Origin of the sequence: Alteriqipengyuania abyssalis, from assembly GCF_019857185.1 — a bacterium.
Taxonomy (GTDB): Bacteria; Pseudomonadota; Alphaproteobacteria; order Sphingomonadales; family Sphingomonadaceae; genus Alteriqipengyuania; species Alteriqipengyuania abyssalis.
Genome location: NZ_JAHWXP010000001.1, coordinates 312,512 through 326,873, shown reverse-complemented (window position 1 = coordinate 326,873; position 14,362 = coordinate 312,512). Strand labels below are relative to the sequence as shown.

The window sequence follows — 14,362 nt, the reverse complement described above, 5'->3', positions numbered from 1 at the left end:
CCTCTCCCCTTGAGGGGCCAATCTTTGCTGCTACATCGCCCCCATGCGCAGCCTCGACGACATCCGCGAAGAATACGAATTTCTCGAAGGGGACGAACGCTATCGTCTGCTGATCGAGCTGGGCCGCGATCTGGAAGAGATGCCCGACGCGCTCAAGACCGACGCCACGCTGGTGCGGGGCTGTTCGGCGGCGGTATGGGTCTATCCCACCGGGGAAGGCGACAAGCTGCATTTTCTGGCGGACAGCAACGCCGCGATCACCAAGGGCATCGTCGCGCTGGTGATCGCCGCCGTGCAGGACCGCCCGGCCGTCGAAGTTGCGCAGATGGACGTGACCGCCGCGCTCGAACCCTTCGATCTCAAGAACCAGCTCTCCAGCAACCGGACGCAAGGCGTGCCCAACATGATCGCGCTGGTGCAGGAACACGCACAAAGGATCGCCGCGCAATGACCCGCATGCTGTTCGCCATTGCCGGGGCCCTCGCGCTAACCGCGTGCGGCTCGGGGCAGGATGGCTACTCCCCCTCCCCCGGCGGCGGTTCGGGCGAGGGGTCCGCCGCCGAAACCGCGCAGCAATTGCCCTTCGGCTTAAGGCTGTTCCCCGACGCGCGCGTCCTCAACAGTTTCCAGCAGGGGCTGACCGTCACTATTGCCTCCGACGCGAGCCAGCAGGAAATCGCCGAGTTCTACGAAAGCGAACTAGAACGGCTCGGCTGGAGCGAAGTCTCGCAAAGGGGCGGCGAGGAAAGCGCGACCATCATGCTGGAAGGCCGCGACCCGACGCGGCCGGGCAAGGTGCTGGGCGTAGGGATCACCCGCAGCGGTGAAGGTGCGGACCAGACCGCGCTCAGCTTCATCGAATCGAATGTGCCGGTTGCCCCCGAGCCGCCGCCGGAAGAGCCGCTCGACCCGCTGGCGGAAGGCTAGCGCGCCGGCTCAGCGCCGATCGGTATAGTCGATCCGGATACGCACCCAGCTGCCGACCAGCGACTTGCCGCCGCGCCGTGGCGGGCGCACCCGGAACTGCCATGCGGCGGCCAGGACGGCGCGGTTGATCATCGATCCTTGCGGATATTCGCTGAGCGGTACGCAGTCGATCACGCGAAATTCGGGTGCGGTCTTGCACGCGATCAGACCCCAGCCCGGGCCGGATGCGGTGGAGAGATAGCCCGCCAGCTCGCTATCGTCCGGCTCGCGATACCAGCGCGCTGCGTAGAGCGGTTGCCCATCGGGCGCGGTGCCGACCACTTCGGAATCCGAGCCGCCCGACCGCGAGCCGGAGTCGACCGGCCCATACACCTGCTTGGGCGCAGCGGGCTGCGCCGGGCGCGGGGGGGCCTGGCGGGAAGGCAATTGGAACGGCGTTGGAATGACGGGCTGCGGCACCGGCTGGGTCGTCGGCACGACATCGGGCTGCACCGCCTCCGGGCGCTCGATTTGCGGATCCGAAGGCTCGGCGCGCTGCTCGAACTGCGGGGCGCTCTCGCTCGGCTCCTGCTCGGCCTGCTCGCTCTCATCCGGGGAATCGTCCTGCGCCTTCAGGTCGACCACGGTGAGGCTGCCCGGCGCCGCATCCGGCTCGTCGTGAATGTTCAGGGTAAGCAGGACGATCAGCAGGATCGCCTCGATCAGCAGCGCGGCGATAAGCCCGACCACCCGCCGCCCGCGCTCGCTGCGCAAGGGCTCGAACAGCGAGTGATCGCGAAGGGACTGTGCTTGGGGCAACGGGCCTCGGGGGAATGAGTCGGGCGAAAGTCGCAGGCCTAAGGCGGCTGAATAGGTTTCCTGCGCGGGCGGGGCAAGCGCGCAGCTGTGCGTGAAGGCTTAGGCTCCGGCGCTCTCACGCACCACCGGCACGCTTTATCTTTCGACCTTCGGGGCTGAGTTGAGTTCGGCCAGAAGCTCAGACCAATCGGCATTGCTCATCGCTTTGAGCTGCTCGAACGCCGCGCTGGTATATGCCCTGTCGCCATTACCCTCGCCCGCCAGGCCAAAAGTGTCGTCCTTGGGATAGCGGATAAAATAGAACGGTCCGGCCGGATTACCCTTCGACGTGAAAATGACGATGGTTTTGCGGTCGCTGCACCCAAAAACGGTCCACTGCGTCCCACCGAACTCGCGTTCGAACCCACCATAGCTACAATCGAGGGACGGGGGCGATTCAGCCTCCTGACCGTCAGTCCCCGCAGTTCCGAATGCGAGGGCGAGCGAAAGAACAAAAGCCAGCATCCCTAAGCCCCAGCGCTCTCGCGCACCACGGCCTCGCCCGCTTCACGCTGGCGTTTGAGTTCCGCCTTCAGCTTGGCCGGGTCCTGCGGCCAGACGAAGCCGAAGCTCACCCCGCCCTCCTTGCCGATTGTCGCGTGGTGCAGCTTGTGCGCCTGCACCAGCCGCTTGGCGTAGCCGCGCTTGGGCACGTATTTGAAGTACCGCTGGTGGACGAGCCCGTCGTGGACCAGCGTGTAGATGATCCCGTAGCCAAGGATGCCGAGCCCGATCCACGTCGCGGGCGGCCAGGCATAATCGCCTGCAACCAGCGGAGAGCCGAGCATGAACATCGAAATGCTCATCGCAGCGCCGACCACGCCATAAAGATCGTTCTTCTCGAAGCGGTTATCATGCGGCTCGTGATGGTCGCGATGCCAGCCCCAGCCCCAGCCATGCATGATGTACTTGTGGCTCGCCCACGCGACCCATTCCATGAAGGCGATGGTCGCGATGACGATTGCGATGGGGATCAGCACCTGCATGGGACCGATGTAGTCCAGCATTTATCGAAATGCGAGCGCGAGGCTCACTCCTCCGGATCGATCAACCGAGCGCGCGGCTGTCCGCCGCTGACTTCCACCGCCCAGGTGCGCTTGGGTTCGATCGTGCTCACGAAGATCGGCAGACCGCCAGCGAACACTGAAAACACGTGAATCTCGGTCGGCACGGGGTCGAGAATGTGGACGATCCCCACAGCTGCGGGCGTCTTCCCGTCAGCGCCGCCCTGCGCCGTCGGCAGATCGATGCAGCTTTTCGAGAATGCGCGCTGGTCCACCACTTCACCGCCGCGAACCTCGTAGCGGTAATGGCCACCCAGCGGCATGGCGGAGAGCGTTTCCTGCGGGGTCAGCCAGTAGACATAGACGCTGCCGTCACCCTTCCCGGTGGGCATCACCACCGAGTTGAAAGGCTTGGCGCTGCACCGGGCGACGCCCGTGGGCAATGCAATCTGGCGCGCCTTCACAAGCGCGGACTGCGCCGGGCCGAGTGCAGGCGCATCGTCGGGGTGAAGCGTGCGCGCAGACACGCCATCTGCGGAATAATCGGCCGAATAGACCGGGAAGAACGCATCCGCGTCCTGTCGCCAATAGATGACGCGCAGATCGCCCCCGACCGGCTCGACGATCCACCCGCCGATCGTGCGGAGCCGATCTTCGGGCACGTCTTCCAGCATCGCGTCGGTCGTGTGCCACGCCGCCTGATCATACTGGTACAGCGTGAGCCCGCGAGTAAGAGCGCCTTGCAGCGCCGCGCGTTCGGCATCCGAAACGCCCGGCATCGCGGGCTCTTGAGCGGCAAGCGGTGAGAGTGTCGCTGCGAAAAGAAGCACAGCCGCGAAAACGAACCGCATCATGCTCCCCCCGGCTACAACCTATTCCTGAGCTGGGAAAAAGTGGCGGGCGATCTCTTCGCCGATGCGTGCGGGGCGCAGGCTCTTGGCGTCGATGCAGCACCAGCTGGACTTGACCTCGGCCAGCACTTCGCCGCCGCGTTCGATCACGGTGTGGTAGAATGCGCGGGCGCCGCGCGTGCTTTCCAGCACGGTGCGCGCGATCACGTCGTCTTCGAGGAAGGCGGGCTTGCGATAGGTAATCTCGTGCTTGAGCGCGACCCACGCACGTTCCGCCACGGCCTCCGCAGGCGCGAATTTGCGCCAGTGCGCCAGCACGGCGTCCTGCACCCAGCCGAGGTAGCGCGCGTTGTTCACGTGCCCCATGAAGTCGATATCGGCGGGCTGGATATCGATAGGATGAGCATATGGCTTTGCTGACATGACTGTAAGTTAGCCCTTAAGGTCTTACATTACCATGACCGACGCGCACTTTCGGCAGGATTTTTTCCGCCCCGCCCCCGTGCGGCTTGCAACGATTTGGCGGCCCATGCACTAGGACAGGCATGAGCAAGAGCAACAAGAGCCTGACCGGCGTCGCCATCGCGACCGGTGCCGCCATCGGATCCGCCGCCATCGCCGCCGCCCTGCTTTACGCGGGCAAGCGCCGCAAATCGGGCGATGGAGAGGCAGAACCCAAGCAGCTGCCGCCGATCCCCTCGGGCGAAGATCCGCAGACAGACTGATCCAACGCAATTTGCCAGAAACTGGGAGGAGAGACCCGATGAAAGCCGTGCTTACCAAGGAAGTGGGCGGGCCCGAAACGCTCGTCGTGGAACAGATCGATGCAGTCCAGCCCGGCAAGGGCGAGGTGCTGGTCGATATTGCCGCGTGCGCGATCAATTTCCCCGACACGCTGATGATCCGCGACATGTACCAGTTCAAGCCGGAGCGCCCCTATTCGCCCGGCGGCGAGATTTCCGGCACGATCGCGGCGGTTGGCGAAGGCGTCGACGGCTGGCAGGTCGGCGACCGCGTGCTCGCGGGGATCGGCAGCGGCGGCCTGCGCGAACAGGTCGCGATCGACGCCGCCAAGCTGTTCAAGGTGCCCGAAGGGGTCGACCTGGTCGAAGCCTCCGCACTGCTGATGACCTACGGCACAATGATCCACGCGCTCAAGGATCGCGGCGACATCAAGCCGGGCGATACCGTGCTGGTGCTCGGCGCGGCAGGCGGCGTCGGCCTTGCTTCGATCGAGCTGGCCAAGGCCTATGGCGCGCGCGTGGTCGCGGCGGTTTCAAGCGACGAGAAAGCCAAGGTCGCCAAGGATGCAGGCGCCGACGAGACCGTGGTCTATCCGCGCGCCCCGTTCGACAAGGACCAGTCCAAGGCGCTGGCTGTAGCGTTCAAGGAAGCGGTCGGCGCCAGCGGCGCGGACATCGTGGTCGATATCGTCGGCGGCGACTATTCCGAACCCGCGCTGCGCTCCATCGCGTGGGAAGGCCGCTTCCTGGTGATCGGCTTCCCTGCGGGCATCGCGAAAATGCCGCTCAACCTCACCCTGCTCAAGAGCTGCGACATTCGGGGCGTCTTCTGGGGTGCTTTCGCTGCGCGCGAACCGCAGCGCAACGCGCAGAACATCGCCGAGCTCTTCGAGATGTGGAAGGACGGCAAGATCGCCCCGCAGGTGAGCGAGACCTTCAGCCTCGACGATGCGGCCCGTGCGATCGAAAAGCTCGAAAACCGGCAGGCCATCGGCAAGCTGGTGGTGGTAATGGACACATAGCAGCTCGCTTGCGGCTTCGGCCGCCCGCGACTATCTGCCACACAATACCTTCAGCCCCGATGCGGGGCGCTTATCAACAGGCAACGACACACATGACCAGCTTCAAGGATCGGGAACGCGGCGAGGAAGCCAAGTACGCGTTCGACGAGGAGACCGCATTCAAGGTCGCCGCGCGGCGCAACCGCCTGCTCGGCGAATGGGCCGCCGACCTTATGAATCTGACTGCAGAAGAGGCCGACAGCTACAAGAAGGCGGTCGTTCAGGCCGATTTCGAGGAAGCGGGGGAGGAAGACGTGATCCGCAAGGTTCTCGGCGATCTCACCGCAGCCAGCTGCGATGTCGACGAGGCCGCGGTGCGCGCCAAGCTCGCCGAGTGCGAAGTCGAGGCACGCCGCCAGCTGATCAGCGGGACGTAAGCATCATGCCGATGTCAGCCGACGAAATCGAAGCGATGATCAAGGACGCGCTGCCCGGTGCCGAGGTCGAGATGCGCGACCTTGCCGGGGATAACGACCATTGGGCAGCCAAGGTCGTCGCGCCCCAATTCGCGGGGAAAAGCCGCGTTCAGCAGCACAAGCTGGTGTACGAGGCGCTCGACGGGAAGATGGGCGGCGTGCTCCACGCCTTGCAACTGACCACCGAGCCTCCCAAGTGACCACCGACAGGTCAAGCAATAGCGGTACATTTGAAATGACAGACACCAAGGAACGCATCTCCGGCATCGTCGGCGAAAACGAGGTCGTCCTTTTCATGAAGGGCACGCCCCTTTTCCCCCAATGCGGCTTTTCCAGCCGTGCGGTCCACATCCTCGACCATTGCGGCGTGACTTACGAAAGCGTCGACGTGCTGCAGGACATGGAAATCCGCCAGGGGATCAAGGCGTATTCCGACTGGCCGACCATCCCCCAGCTCTACGTAAAGGGCGAGTTCGTGGGCGGCAGCGACATCATGACCGAGATGTTCGAGGCCGGCGAGCTCCAGCAGATGTTCACCGACAAGGGCGTGAAGACGGCCGATTGAGCCGGCATGACCTGCTTTTGGGCGGGCCGCGCCTGTCGGCGCACCATATGGAAAACTTCGGGGAGGCGGGGCCGGGAGACCACCGGCCCCGCCTCTTGTACGAAGTACAGGGACGCATATTGCTATGCACCTCCCGTGCCAGTTCCCCCCGATGCAGCCTGTCTGCGGTATGCGGTGGTTAACGCATTTGGGACCACCAGGGGCATTGTAAGAAATCCCGACAGCAGGTTAGGCAACGGATCATGGCTGGCAGCGTAGACCAAGATGCCCCCCGCGATGGCATCCCCGCCGCGACCGTGGTGATCTTCCGCCATGCGCCCGATGGCGGCGCGCCGCAGATCCTGATGCAGGTCCGCTCCCGCTCGCTCGCCTTTGCGGGCGGCATGGCGGTGTTTCCCGGTGGCCGCGTGGACCCGAGCGATTACAACCTCGCGCGTCAGGCCGGCTACGTCGACCTTGATGAAGCCGCGCACCAGATCGCCGCGATCCGCGAGACACTGGAGGAAACCGGCCTTGCGCTGGGCCTGCGCGGCGCGATCGACGCGCAATCCGCTGCCGAGGCGCGCGCGATCCTGCTGCAGGAGAAAAGCCTCCTTCCCGTGTTGGAGCGCATGGGCTGGAGCATCGCGCTCGACGATCTCGTCCCCTTCGCGCGCTGGTTTCCGAAAAACGAGCGCCTGCCCCGCATTTTCGACACGCGCTTCTACATCGCCGATCTGGGCACCGGCGCGGTCGATATCGCGGTCGATGCGCAGGAGAACACGCGCCTGTTCTGGACCAGCGCGCACGATGCGCTGGCGGGTGCCGATCGCGGCGAGATCGACCTCATCTTTCCCACCCGCCGCAACCTTGAGCGGCTGGCGCAGTTCGACGATTTCGATCAGGCCAGGGACCACGCGCAGACGACGCCGCTCCCCACGATCGTCCCATGGGTCGAAGAGCGGCCGGAAGGTCGCAGCCTGTGCATCCCAGAGGGTTGCGGCTATCCCGTGACCTCCGTGCCGCTGGACGGCGCCAAACGGAGCTGAGGCTCGTTAGAGGGCGGGCCCGCACGCTCTTGCAGAACATTCCTGAAAGCTTGCCGCAGGAGCGCGGCTGCCGGTGCACCCTGCGCAGTGGCTAACGGTGCCATCTCGCGCAGCGCAGCTTCAATCGGCACCAATCAAAAAAGGCCCAGTTCCGGTGAAGGAACTGGGCCTTTTTAATGGCGCGCCCGAAAGGATTCGAACCTCTGACCCCCAGATTCGTAGTCTGGTGCTCTATCCAGCTGAGCTACGGGCGCCCGTGAGGCGCCGCACATAGCAGGGCAGACCGGCTTGGCAATGGTTTTGTGACGAAAATCCGGAATGTTTTCCCACAGGGCGGGTCAGACGAACAATTGCGCGGCAAGAACCCGGTCCAGAGGCGGCATCGCGAGCCCCTCGATCTCGTCGCGCGTACACCAGCGCCACTGCCCTCCTTCACGCGAGGTGGCCTCCCCCGTCCACGCAGGACAACGGAACAGCAGCAGGAGGATCGGGCGGCCACCGTCGCACTGCGCAGGGTCCTGCGCGGCAAAGCCCGCCTCGACCATCTGCGCCGGATCGACCTCCAGCCCGCACTCCTCGGCAATCTCGCGCACCAGCGCCGCACGGGCGCCCTCGCCCGCCTCTATCTTGCCGCCGGGAAATTCCCACAGGCCGCCATGCGCCTTGTCCTCGGGCCGCCGGTGCATCAGCCACCGGCCGTCCTGCGCCCCGATCGCGCCAGCCACTACGGGCAGGTATGTCGGAATATTTGCCACCTTGGTGCTCTGCTTTACGGTGCCTTAACCCTGGTGCGCCATGAATGCGCCTATTCTCGGCTCAATGCGAGCAGAGGCTGTGCCCGAAGGCACATATTCGTGGGGGCTGCACAATGAACCGCTTCTGGTACCGGCTGACCCGCGACGAACGTGGCGCAACCGCAGTGGAATACGGCCTGATCCTCGCCCTCGTGTTCCTCGCGATGGTCGGCGCGATCGGCACCTTTTCCGACGGGGTCATCGGCACGTGGGACACGGTGCGCACGACCTCCGCCGACGCGATCGCCCGCAGCGACAGCTAGCCGGCGCGCTCTTAGCTCTTTTTCAACGAATGATCCCTAGACCGGCACCTGCTCTTTCCAAGGGGACGTGGGCAGAGCCGGGTAACGAAGACGATAACAGGAGACCGATCATGAAATTCTTCCGTGAACTGATGAATGACGACCAGGGCGCGACCGCCATCGAGTATGGCCTTATCGCAGCTCTTATCGCCGTCGCCGCGATCACCGCGATGGGCAGCCTCGGCAACCAGCTGAGCAACACCTTCACGACCGTGTCGACCGACATGGCGCCGAAGGCCAACTAAGCTCTCTCGCGAAAGCGAACGGATAAAGGAAACGGCGGGGAGCGATCCCCGCCGTTTTCTTTCGTGCGCTGCGGATGTCGGGCACGGACGCGTTCAGCGCCCGCGGACCACCAGCTTGACCTGCTGCCCGGCCTGAAGGCCTTCATTGCTGTCCAGCGCGTTCAGCACCCGGAAGCGCGCCTCCTGCCCGGTGCTGTAGGCCATCCGGCGCGAGAGCGAGGCAACCGTGTCGCCCCGCTGCACGGTGACCACGTCGATCACCCGCGGGACCACCTGGTTCGCCTCTGCCGTGCTGATGCGGCGGAAGGATTCGAACATCGGGGTGAACACGCCCGACCGGCCCGCCGGCGCGATCGCCTGGTAGTAGTAGGTCTGGCCGCCGCCCATATCGTAGGCGAACACCATCACATCCAGCTGGTTGCCGCCCGAATTGGCGCGCGCGATCCCGTAGGCTGCGGGCAGCCCGTTGACCGTGGTGGTCTGAATCTGCGGACTGATCGACTGGCCCTGCCCGGCGAGCGACTGGAATGCGCGGCTGACGAACTGCGTCAGGCTGCCACTCGACTGCGCGACCCGCAGTTCCGCCTGGCCCGACTGGCCGTTGATCGAGACCGAGTCCGACCCGTTGACCAGATAGAAGCCCTGCGGCGCGGTGAAGGCGAAGCGCAGATCGGGATGGATGAACTCGCGCCCTTCGACCACGCCCTGCGCCGGATCGTCGCCATAGGTCAGCCCGTCGATATTGCGCAGAAAGACATCGCGGTTGAGCGTGGTGCCCGGCAGGCCCGCCGCCATCGTCGCCGCATCGCGCACGCGCGACGCAGGGTCCGGGTGGGTCGAGGCCCATTCGGGCAGGTTGGCATTGTCGCGCCCCTGCAACTGCGCATCGAGCGCGGACTGGCGGGCAAGGCTTTCGAGCACGGTGCTCATCGCCAGCGGATCATAGCCCGCCTGAGAGAGGTAGCGCACGCCGAGCTGGTCCGCCTCCTCCTCCTGCGAGCGCGAGAAGCTGAGCGTCAGCAGCTGCGAACCCTGCAAGGCCGCACGACCCAGCGTGGAGCCAAGCTGGCTGTCGCCGAGCAGGATGCCCGAGAGGATCGCACCCGCCGCGCCGAGCAGCGTGTTCTGCTGCTGCGTCTGCTGGCGGCGCTGCGCGTGACGCGCGGCGACGTGGCCGACCTCGTGCCCCATCACGCCCGCCAGTTCCGCCTCGTTGTTCATCAGCGTGACCAGCTGGCGGGTGGTGTAGACATAGCCGCCGGTGGTCGCGAAGGCATTGTTGACCGAACTGTTGAGCAGGGTGACGGTGAAGGCATCCGGCGTGCGCGCCAGACCTGATTCCACCGCGATCCGCTGGCCCACGCCGCGCACGTAATTGGCGGTGTTGCCCTGCATCGCTCCGCCGAATTCCTGCAGGATCTGCGTATGATATTCACGCCCCTGCTGCGCCTCGCTCTGCGTGATCGGGGTGTTGGCGGCAGGAATGTTACCCCCGCCCACGCCCGCGCAGCCGGACAGGCCGAACGCTATGGCAATGGGCGAAACGAGTGCGAGCGTCTTGCGGCGGATCATGCGGTATTCTCTCCCCTGTCGGTGGCATGTCGCGCGTGCGCTGGGTGCGCTCACGCGAGTTAACTGCCTCAACTTTCAGGGTTGCCGCACGGTTCCCGGTCGGCTGGCAGGCCAACCGGATGCCACCGCTTCAGGTACCGATGGCGAGGAAGCGGTCCGCGCGCCGTTCCTGCAGATAGGTCACATCCTGCCGTGCGAGCGTCGTCAGCTCGTCGTCGATCGTGTCGGCAAGATTGCGGATCGCGGCCTTGGGGTCGCGATGCGCGCCGCCGACCGGTTCGGGCACGATCCGGTCGATCACGCCCAGTTCCTTCAGATCCTGCGCGGTGACCTTCATTGCCTCGGCAGCGTCGGCCGCCTTTTCGGCGGTGCGCCAAAGGATCGAGGCGCAGCCTTCGGGCGAGATCACGGAATAGATAGCGTGTTCGAACATCAGCACCCGTTCGGCACTGGCCAGCGCCACAGCACCGCCCGAACCGCCCTCGCCCACGATCGTCGCGACCATCGGCACCGGCAGAGCCAAGCACGCCTCGGTCGAACGGGCGATCGCTTCGGCCTGGCCGCGTTCTTCCGCCTCGATCCCCGGGAACGCGCCCGAAGTATCGACCAGCGTGACCACCGGCAGGCCGAATCGTCCGGCCAGATCCATCAGGCGGATCGCCTTGCGATAGCCTTCCGGCTTGCCCATCCCGAAATTGTGCTTGATCCGGCTCTGCGTGTCATGGCCCTTCTCGTGCCCGATCAGCATCACCTGCCGACCGCGCAGAGTCGCGAAGCCGCCGATGATCGCGTGATCCTCACCGAAATAGCGATCCCCGCCCAGCGGCATGAAATCGGTGAAGGCATGCTCCACATAGTCGCGGAAATGCGGGCGCTGCGGGTGGCGAGCGACCTGCGTCTTCTGCCACGGGCTGAGCGAGGCGTAGAGCCCCTTGAGCATGTCCGCGCTCTTCGCCTCGAGCTTGGCAAGCTCGTCACCCATGTCGATCTGATCGCCCCCGTCGGCGCCCAGATTGGCGGCACGAAGTTCGGCGATCTGCGCCTGCAGCTGGGCCACAGGCTTCTCGAAATCCAGAAAAGTCAGCATTCGCGGCTGCTATCCCCCTGTCGCCCGCCGCGCAAGCGCCCTTGATCGGCAAGCGGGTGCCTTTCGTTCACCAGCGCGACCAGCCGGGCGGATTCGACATGGGTATAAATCTGCGTGGTCGCGATGTCCGCATGGCCCAATAGCGTTTGCAAGGCGCGCAAATCCGCCCCGCCTTCGAGCAGGTGGGTGGCAAAGGCATGGCGCAGCACGTGCGGGCTGATCTTCGCGGGATCGATTCCCGACCGCTCGGCAAGCGCCTTGAGCAATTGATACAGGCGGATGCGGGTGAGGTGCTTGCCGCGCGAGGGGAACAGCCATGGCGATCCTTCGGGGCGCACCGCCAACCAGCGTGACAGCACCGCGCGTGCCCGCGTGCCCAGCGGCACCAGCCGTTCCTTGCCCCCCTTGCCGGTGATCGTCAGGAAAGGCGCATCGCGCGGCACGGCGGAGAGCGGCAGGGTGACCAGCTCGCTCGCGCGCAGGCCCGATCCATAGAGCAGTTCGATCATCGCCAGCAGGCGCAGCGGGGCGGGATCGCCCTCCTCCGCCTCACGCTCGGCCTGCGCGAACAGCGCCTCGACCTGCGCATGGTCGAGGATTTTGGGGAGCGAGCGGCGTTTCGTCGGGCTCGGCAGTGCGGCGGAAGGGTTGTCGCTGCGCAGCCCCTCGTCTTCCAGAAAGCCGAAGAACTGGCGCAGCGCGGAGGCTTTGCGCGCTACGGTCGCGGGCGCGAGATCGGCCCAGGCCGCGCCCAGTCTGGCAAGGTCGGTGCGGGTGGCATCCTCCAGCGGGCCGACGATCTCCGCCGCGCCTTCCAGATCGCGGCGATAGGCGGCCAGCGTATTGGCCGCCGCGCCGCGATCGACCGCCAGTGCGGCAAGGAAATCCTCTATCGCCCGCGCGCCCATGTCAGGTGCGCGCAAGCGCCTCCGCCGCGATCATCCGCGCTTCGGCTTCCATCCCGCTGCGGCGCAATGCGGAGACGATGTGATAGAGGTGGCGCGGGGTCATCCGGCTCCAGTCGTCGCCCTGCATCCCCACGCCCATCAGCATGGTGACCAGCGCAGCATTGCGCACCTCGCCCGCGCGGTCGATCAGCGCGCTCCAGCGGGTTTCGCGGCCCAGCTCCAGGTCCAGATCGCGGTTCCACGCATTGCGGGTGCCGTCCGAAATCCGGCCCAGCCCGGCGAGCCCGGCAACCAGCATCCGCGTGCGCCGCGTGCCCGTGGTCTGATCATTGTCGCGATAGGAATCGATCGCCCCGCTGGAAACCTGCCCGCTATTGCCCGGCAGGCCGACCGCGAGCAGCCCCCAGCCCGCATCGCCTTCATCGACGATCTCGCGCCAGCGCGCGGCATCGCGATCGAGCCCGGCGGTGAGCATCGAGGCGATCAGCGGCCCGGCGTCGGCGGCGAAACCATCGTTCGCCGGGATGCGTGCGGCGGCATAGGCGGTCAGCACCTGCCGGTCGTAGGGAATCGTCTCCGCATCGCCCCACAGGGTGCGGATCGCGGTCACCCGCGCGGCCGGATCGGGGTCGACATAGGCCGCACGCAGCAGCGCCGCATCGGTGCCCAGCGGCCCCTCCTCGCGACTGGCGGCATAGCCCTGCGCATAGACATCGATCATCGCGGCGGAGGAGAAGATGCCCTCGCGCGCGGCGCGCCGGACACCCTCGACCCGCTGCGACAGCGGCAATGCGGGGAGCGAGGCGGAGACGCGCTGGTAATAGGGTCCGGCATCGTCGATCAGACGATCGGGAATCTCGATCCCCAGCGCCGCGGCGAGGCCGTAGCGCCACGGGGTCAGCTCATCGACATCGTCCCATTCGATCGTGACCGCGCTGTTGCCCAACCCTGCCGCACCGGCGAAGCGCTGCGCCAGCAGCACGTCGATGACGTTGCCATCCTCGCCGCTCTGGCGGTCGCGCAGCTGCAGCAGATTGTTGCGCGACCGCGCAGCTTCGCCGGCATAGGCGCTGCAGATCGAGCGCAGCATCTGCCACTCGACATCGTCGCGATACCCGGCGCGCAGCATGGTCAGCGGGCATGCTCCCACGATGTCGCCGGTCGCGATATAGGCGTCGATCGCGGCGTTGGAGAGGCGCGCGTTCCACACATCGACATCGACATCCTGCGCGATCGCGCGGGCCGCACCGAACTCGCCCATCCGGTTGAGCAGCTGGGCGCGAAGCCCTGCGAATTCGACTCCGCTCATGCCCTCGGGCGCTGCCAGACGGCTGGCGAGCGCACGGCGCAGCGCAATATGGCCCCAGCGCGAGACGAGCCGCCCCTGCGTACCGGTCAGCGCGGCGCGGACGATCGATTGCGGCTGCCGCGCAAGCGAGGTCGCGGGCAGACCGCCCTCGTCCTCGGCCAGAATGCCAACGCGGGTGGTCGCGCGGCGCTGTGCATTCGGGATATCGTAGGTGGGCTTGAGGCCGAACAGCTCGTCCAGCTCGTCCGTGTCCATCGCTTCGAGCTCTTCCAGCGTGGGCAGACGGTTGCTGCTCGAGCTGCTCGAAGATTGCTCTTCGGTCTGCGCCGCTACCTCACCCGCTGGCTCCCCCGCAGGCGTAGCGGTTTCGGCCGGTGCGGGTGCCGCGCTGGGTGCCGAAGCGGGCGCGGCGGGTGGAACCACCGCTGCCGGATTGGCCGCGACCAGTGCGATCGGTGCCGCCAGCACGAGCAGACCCGCGCCAGCCAGCAAGGCAGCCTTGCGTTGCAGCATCATTGGGCGGTCCCCGGCAGTTCTATGGTTTGCGTGATCGGCCGCATCGGCTCTTCCCCGCCATCCCACCACGCCCAGGCGAGAATTGCGATGATCGCCAGCGCACCCACGCCGATACGCCGCCGTGCGGTCTGCGAAATGTCTATCTGCACGCGTCCGATACCCTTTGTTGCCATCGCCCTAGCCCATCTCTACGCCAC

Annotated in this window: 21 protein-coding genes and 1 tRNA gene; 10 read left to right on the top strand and 12 right to left on the bottom strand. The window is 66.0% G+C overall.

The window, feature by feature from the left end; genetic code table 11:
- Nucleotides 1–43: 43 nt before the first annotated feature.
- Both KYN89_RS01590 and KYN89_RS01585 read left to right on the top strand, forming a co-directional pair.
- On the top strand, nucleotides 44–451 hold the full coding sequence (locus KYN89_RS01590; RefSeq protein ID WP_222823500.1) for a SufE family protein: 408 nt from the start codon (nucleotides 44–46) through the stop codon (nucleotides 449–451).
- Nucleotides 448–927: a hypothetical protein gene (locus KYN89_RS01585; protein WP_222823499.1), complete on the top strand. Its 480-nt coding sequence runs from the start codon at nucleotides 448–450 to the stop codon at nucleotides 925–927. The genes KYN89_RS01590 and KYN89_RS01585 overlap by 4 nt, the downstream gene beginning before the upstream one ends.
- 9 nt (nucleotides 928–936) lie before the next feature.
- On the opposite strand, the gene KYN89_RS01580 is transcribed toward KYN89_RS01585, so the two are convergent.
- The 5 genes from KYN89_RS01580 to KYN89_RS01560 all read right to left on the bottom strand — a co-directional run bounded on the left by KYN89_RS01580 (nucleotide 937) and on the right by KYN89_RS01560 (nucleotide 4,042).
- On the bottom strand, nucleotides 937–1,725 hold the full coding sequence (locus tag KYN89_RS01580; protein ID WP_222823498.1) for a hypothetical protein: 789 nt from the start codon (nucleotides 1,723–1,725) through the stop codon (nucleotides 937–939).
- 135 nt (nucleotides 1,726–1,860) lie between these two features.
- Entirely contained in the window at nucleotides 1,861–2,229 is a 369-nt protein-coding gene (locus KYN89_RS01575) for a hypothetical protein (RefSeq protein ID WP_222823497.1), read from the bottom strand.
- A 2-nt stretch (nucleotides 2,230–2,231) separates the two neighbouring features.
- Nucleotides 2,232–2,771: a sterol desaturase family protein gene (locus KYN89_RS01570; protein ID WP_248284938.1), complete on the bottom strand. Its 540-nt coding sequence runs from the start codon at nucleotides 2,769–2,771 to the stop codon at nucleotides 2,232–2,234.
- A gap of 23 nt (nucleotides 2,772–2,794) precedes the next feature.
- Nucleotides 2,795–3,547 (bottom strand): hypothetical protein, encoded by a 753-nt coding sequence (locus KYN89_RS01565; RefSeq protein WP_222823496.1) that lies wholly within the window; start codon nucleotides 3,545–3,547, stop codon nucleotides 2,795–2,797.
- 93 nt (nucleotides 3,548–3,640) lie between these two features.
- Complete coding sequence (locus KYN89_RS01560) at nucleotides 3,641–4,042, bottom strand: acyl-CoA thioesterase (protein ID WP_222823495.1); 402 nt, start codon at nucleotides 4,040–4,042, stop codon at nucleotides 3,641–3,643.
- 122 nt (nucleotides 4,043–4,164) lie between these two features.
- On the opposite strand from KYN89_RS01560, the gene KYN89_RS01555 reads away from it, so the two are divergent.
- From KYN89_RS01555 to KYN89_RS01530, 6 genes are all read left to right on the top strand, one after another.
- Nucleotides 4,165–4,344, top strand: a complete 180-nt coding sequence (locus KYN89_RS01555) for a hypothetical protein (protein ID WP_010237325.1) — start codon at nucleotides 4,165–4,167, stop codon at nucleotides 4,342–4,344.
- 38 nt (nucleotides 4,345–4,382) lie between these two features.
- Nucleotides 4,383–5,384: an NADPH:quinone oxidoreductase family protein gene (locus KYN89_RS01550; protein WP_222823494.1), complete on the top strand. Its 1,002-nt coding sequence runs from the start codon at nucleotides 4,383–4,385 to the stop codon at nucleotides 5,382–5,384.
- A 92-nt stretch (nucleotides 5,385–5,476) separates the two neighbouring features.
- Nucleotides 5,477–5,800: a DUF1476 domain-containing protein gene (locus KYN89_RS01545; RefSeq protein WP_222823493.1), complete on the top strand. Its 324-nt coding sequence runs from the start codon at nucleotides 5,477–5,479 to the stop codon at nucleotides 5,798–5,800.
- A gap of 5 nt (nucleotides 5,801–5,805) precedes the next feature.
- Nucleotides 5,806–6,039, top strand: coding sequence for a BolA/IbaG family iron-sulfur metabolism protein (locus KYN89_RS01540; protein ID WP_222823492.1), 234 nt, complete (start codon nucleotides 5,806–5,808; stop codon nucleotides 6,037–6,039).
- A gap of 35 nt (nucleotides 6,040–6,074) precedes the next feature.
- A complete protein-coding gene (grxD, locus tag KYN89_RS01535; protein WP_222823491.1) occupies nucleotides 6,075–6,404 on the top strand; it encodes a Grx4 family monothiol glutaredoxin in 330 nt (109 codons plus the stop codon).
- Nucleotides 6,405–6,646: 242 nt separating this feature from the next.
- Nucleotides 6,647–7,432: an NUDIX hydrolase gene (locus KYN89_RS01530; RefSeq protein WP_222823490.1), complete on the top strand. Its 786-nt coding sequence runs from the start codon at nucleotides 6,647–6,649 to the stop codon at nucleotides 7,430–7,432.
- Nucleotides 7,433–7,609: 177 nt separating this feature from the next.
- On the opposite strand, the gene KYN89_RS01525 is transcribed toward KYN89_RS01530, so the two are convergent.
- Both KYN89_RS01525 and KYN89_RS01520 read right to left on the bottom strand, forming a co-directional pair.
- Nucleotides 7,610–7,686 (bottom strand) — tRNA-Arg (locus KYN89_RS01525).
- 84 nt (nucleotides 7,687–7,770) lie between these two features.
- Nucleotides 7,771–8,187 (bottom strand): (deoxy)nucleoside triphosphate pyrophosphohydrolase, encoded by a 417-nt coding sequence (locus KYN89_RS01520; RefSeq protein ID WP_346727174.1) that lies wholly within the window; start codon nucleotides 8,185–8,187, stop codon nucleotides 7,771–7,773.
- 113 nt (nucleotides 8,188–8,300) lie between these two features.
- Here KYN89_RS01520 and KYN89_RS01515 point away from each other — a divergent pair, with 113 nt between their 5' ends.
- Together KYN89_RS01515 and KYN89_RS01510 are read left to right on the top strand one after the other, a co-directional pair.
- A complete protein-coding gene (locus KYN89_RS01515) occupies nucleotides 8,301–8,489 on the top strand; it encodes a Flp family type IVb pilin (RefSeq protein WP_197636054.1) in 189 nt (62 codons plus the stop codon).
- Nucleotides 8,490–8,599: 110 nt separating this feature from the next.
- Nucleotides 8,600–8,773, top strand: a complete 174-nt coding sequence (locus tag KYN89_RS01510; RefSeq protein WP_197636053.1) for a Flp family type IVb pilin — start codon at nucleotides 8,600–8,602, stop codon at nucleotides 8,771–8,773.
- 93 nt (nucleotides 8,774–8,866) lie between these two features.
- Here the strand turns inward: KYN89_RS01510 and KYN89_RS01505 are convergent, their stop codons facing one another.
- From KYN89_RS01505 to KYN89_RS01485, 5 genes are all read right to left on the bottom strand, one after another.
- Complete coding sequence (locus tag KYN89_RS01505; protein WP_222823489.1) at nucleotides 8,867–10,345, bottom strand: M48 family metalloprotease; 1,479 nt, start codon at nucleotides 10,343–10,345, stop codon at nucleotides 8,867–8,869.
- 130 nt (nucleotides 10,346–10,475) lie between these two features.
- Nucleotides 10,476–11,432: an acetyl-CoA carboxylase carboxyltransferase subunit alpha gene (locus tag KYN89_RS01500; protein WP_222823488.1), complete on the bottom strand. Its 957-nt coding sequence runs from the start codon at nucleotides 11,430–11,432 to the stop codon at nucleotides 10,476–10,478.
- Complete coding sequence (locus tag KYN89_RS01495; RefSeq protein WP_222824077.1) at nucleotides 11,426–12,340, bottom strand: tyrosine recombinase; 915 nt, start codon at nucleotides 12,338–12,340, stop codon at nucleotides 11,426–11,428. The genes KYN89_RS01500 and KYN89_RS01495 overlap by 7 nt, the downstream gene beginning before the upstream one ends.
- Before the next feature lies 1 nt (nucleotide 12,341).
- Nucleotides 12,342–14,165: a hypothetical protein gene (locus KYN89_RS01490; RefSeq protein WP_222823487.1), complete on the bottom strand. Its 1,824-nt coding sequence runs from the start codon at nucleotides 14,163–14,165 to the stop codon at nucleotides 12,342–12,344.
- Complete coding sequence (locus tag KYN89_RS01485) at nucleotides 14,162–14,338, bottom strand: hypothetical protein (protein WP_222823486.1); 177 nt, start codon at nucleotides 14,336–14,338, stop codon at nucleotides 14,162–14,164. The genes KYN89_RS01490 and KYN89_RS01485 overlap by 4 nt, the downstream gene beginning before the upstream one ends.
- Between the last annotated feature and the right edge of the window lie 24 nt (nucleotides 14,339–14,362).

Bases quoted from the DNA above. Each gene is read 5' to 3' on its own strand.
- KYN89_RS01510 (WP_197636053.1), top strand. From the start codon at position 8,600: ATGAAATTCTTCCGTGAACTGATGAATGACGACCAGGGCGCGACCGCC.
- KYN89_RS01530 (WP_222823490.1), top strand. From the start codon at position 6,647: ATGGCTGGCAGCGTAGACCAAGATGCCCCCCGCGATGGCATCCCCGCC.
- KYN89_RS01490 (WP_222823487.1), bottom strand. From the start codon at position 14,165: ATGATGCTGCAACGCAAGGCTGCCTTGCTGGCTGGCGCGGGTCTGCTC.
- KYN89_RS01515 (WP_197636054.1), top strand. From the start codon at position 8,301: ATGAACCGCTTCTGGTACCGGCTGACCCGCGACGAACGTGGCGCAACC.
- KYN89_RS01540 (WP_222823492.1), top strand. From the start codon at position 5,806: ATGCCGATGTCAGCCGACGAAATCGAAGCGATGATCAAGGACGCGCTG.
- KYN89_RS01575 (WP_222823497.1), bottom strand. From the start codon at position 2,229: ATGCTGGCTTTTGTTCTTTCGCTCGCCCTCGCATTCGGAACTGCGGGG.
- KYN89_RS01495 (WP_222824077.1), bottom strand. From the start codon at position 12,340: ATGGGCGCGCGGGCGATAGAGGATTTCCTTGCCGCACTGGCGGTCGAT.
- KYN89_RS01545 (WP_222823493.1), top strand. From the start codon at position 5,477: ATGACCAGCTTCAAGGATCGGGAACGCGGCGAGGAAGCCAAGTACGCG.
- KYN89_RS01500 (WP_222823488.1), bottom strand. From the start codon at position 11,432: ATGCTGACTTTTCTGGATTTCGAGAAGCCTGTGGCCCAGCTGCAGGCG.
- KYN89_RS01590 (WP_222823500.1), top strand. From the start codon at position 44: ATGCGCAGCCTCGACGACATCCGCGAAGAATACGAATTTCTCGAAGGG.
- KYN89_RS01550 (WP_222823494.1), top strand. From the start codon at position 4,383: ATGAAAGCCGTGCTTACCAAGGAAGTGGGCGGGCCCGAAACGCTCGTC.
- KYN89_RS01560 (WP_222823495.1), bottom strand. From the start codon at position 4,042: ATGTCAGCAAAGCCATATGCTCATCCTATCGATATCCAGCCCGCCGAT.
- KYN89_RS01485 (WP_222823486.1), bottom strand. From the start codon at position 14,338: ATGGCAACAAAGGGTATCGGACGCGTGCAGATAGACATTTCGCAGACC.
- KYN89_RS01565 (WP_222823496.1), bottom strand. From the start codon at position 3,547: ATGCCGGGCGTTTCGGATGCCGAACGCGCGGCGCTGCAAGGCGCTCTT.
- KYN89_RS01570 (WP_248284938.1), bottom strand. From the start codon at position 2,771: ATGCTGGACTACATCGGTCCCATGCAGGTGCTGATCCCCATCGCAATC.
- grxD (WP_222823491.1), top strand. From the start codon at position 6,075: ATGACAGACACCAAGGAACGCATCTCCGGCATCGTCGGCGAAAACGAG.
- KYN89_RS01505 (WP_222823489.1), bottom strand. From the start codon at position 10,345: ATGATCCGCCGCAAGACGCTCGCACTCGTTTCGCCCATTGCCATAGCG.
- KYN89_RS01555 (WP_010237325.1), top strand. From the start codon at position 4,165: ATGAGCAAGAGCAACAAGAGCCTGACCGGCGTCGCCATCGCGACCGGT.
- KYN89_RS01585 (WP_222823499.1), top strand. From the start codon at position 448: ATGACCCGCATGCTGTTCGCCATTGCCGGGGCCCTCGCGCTAACCGCG.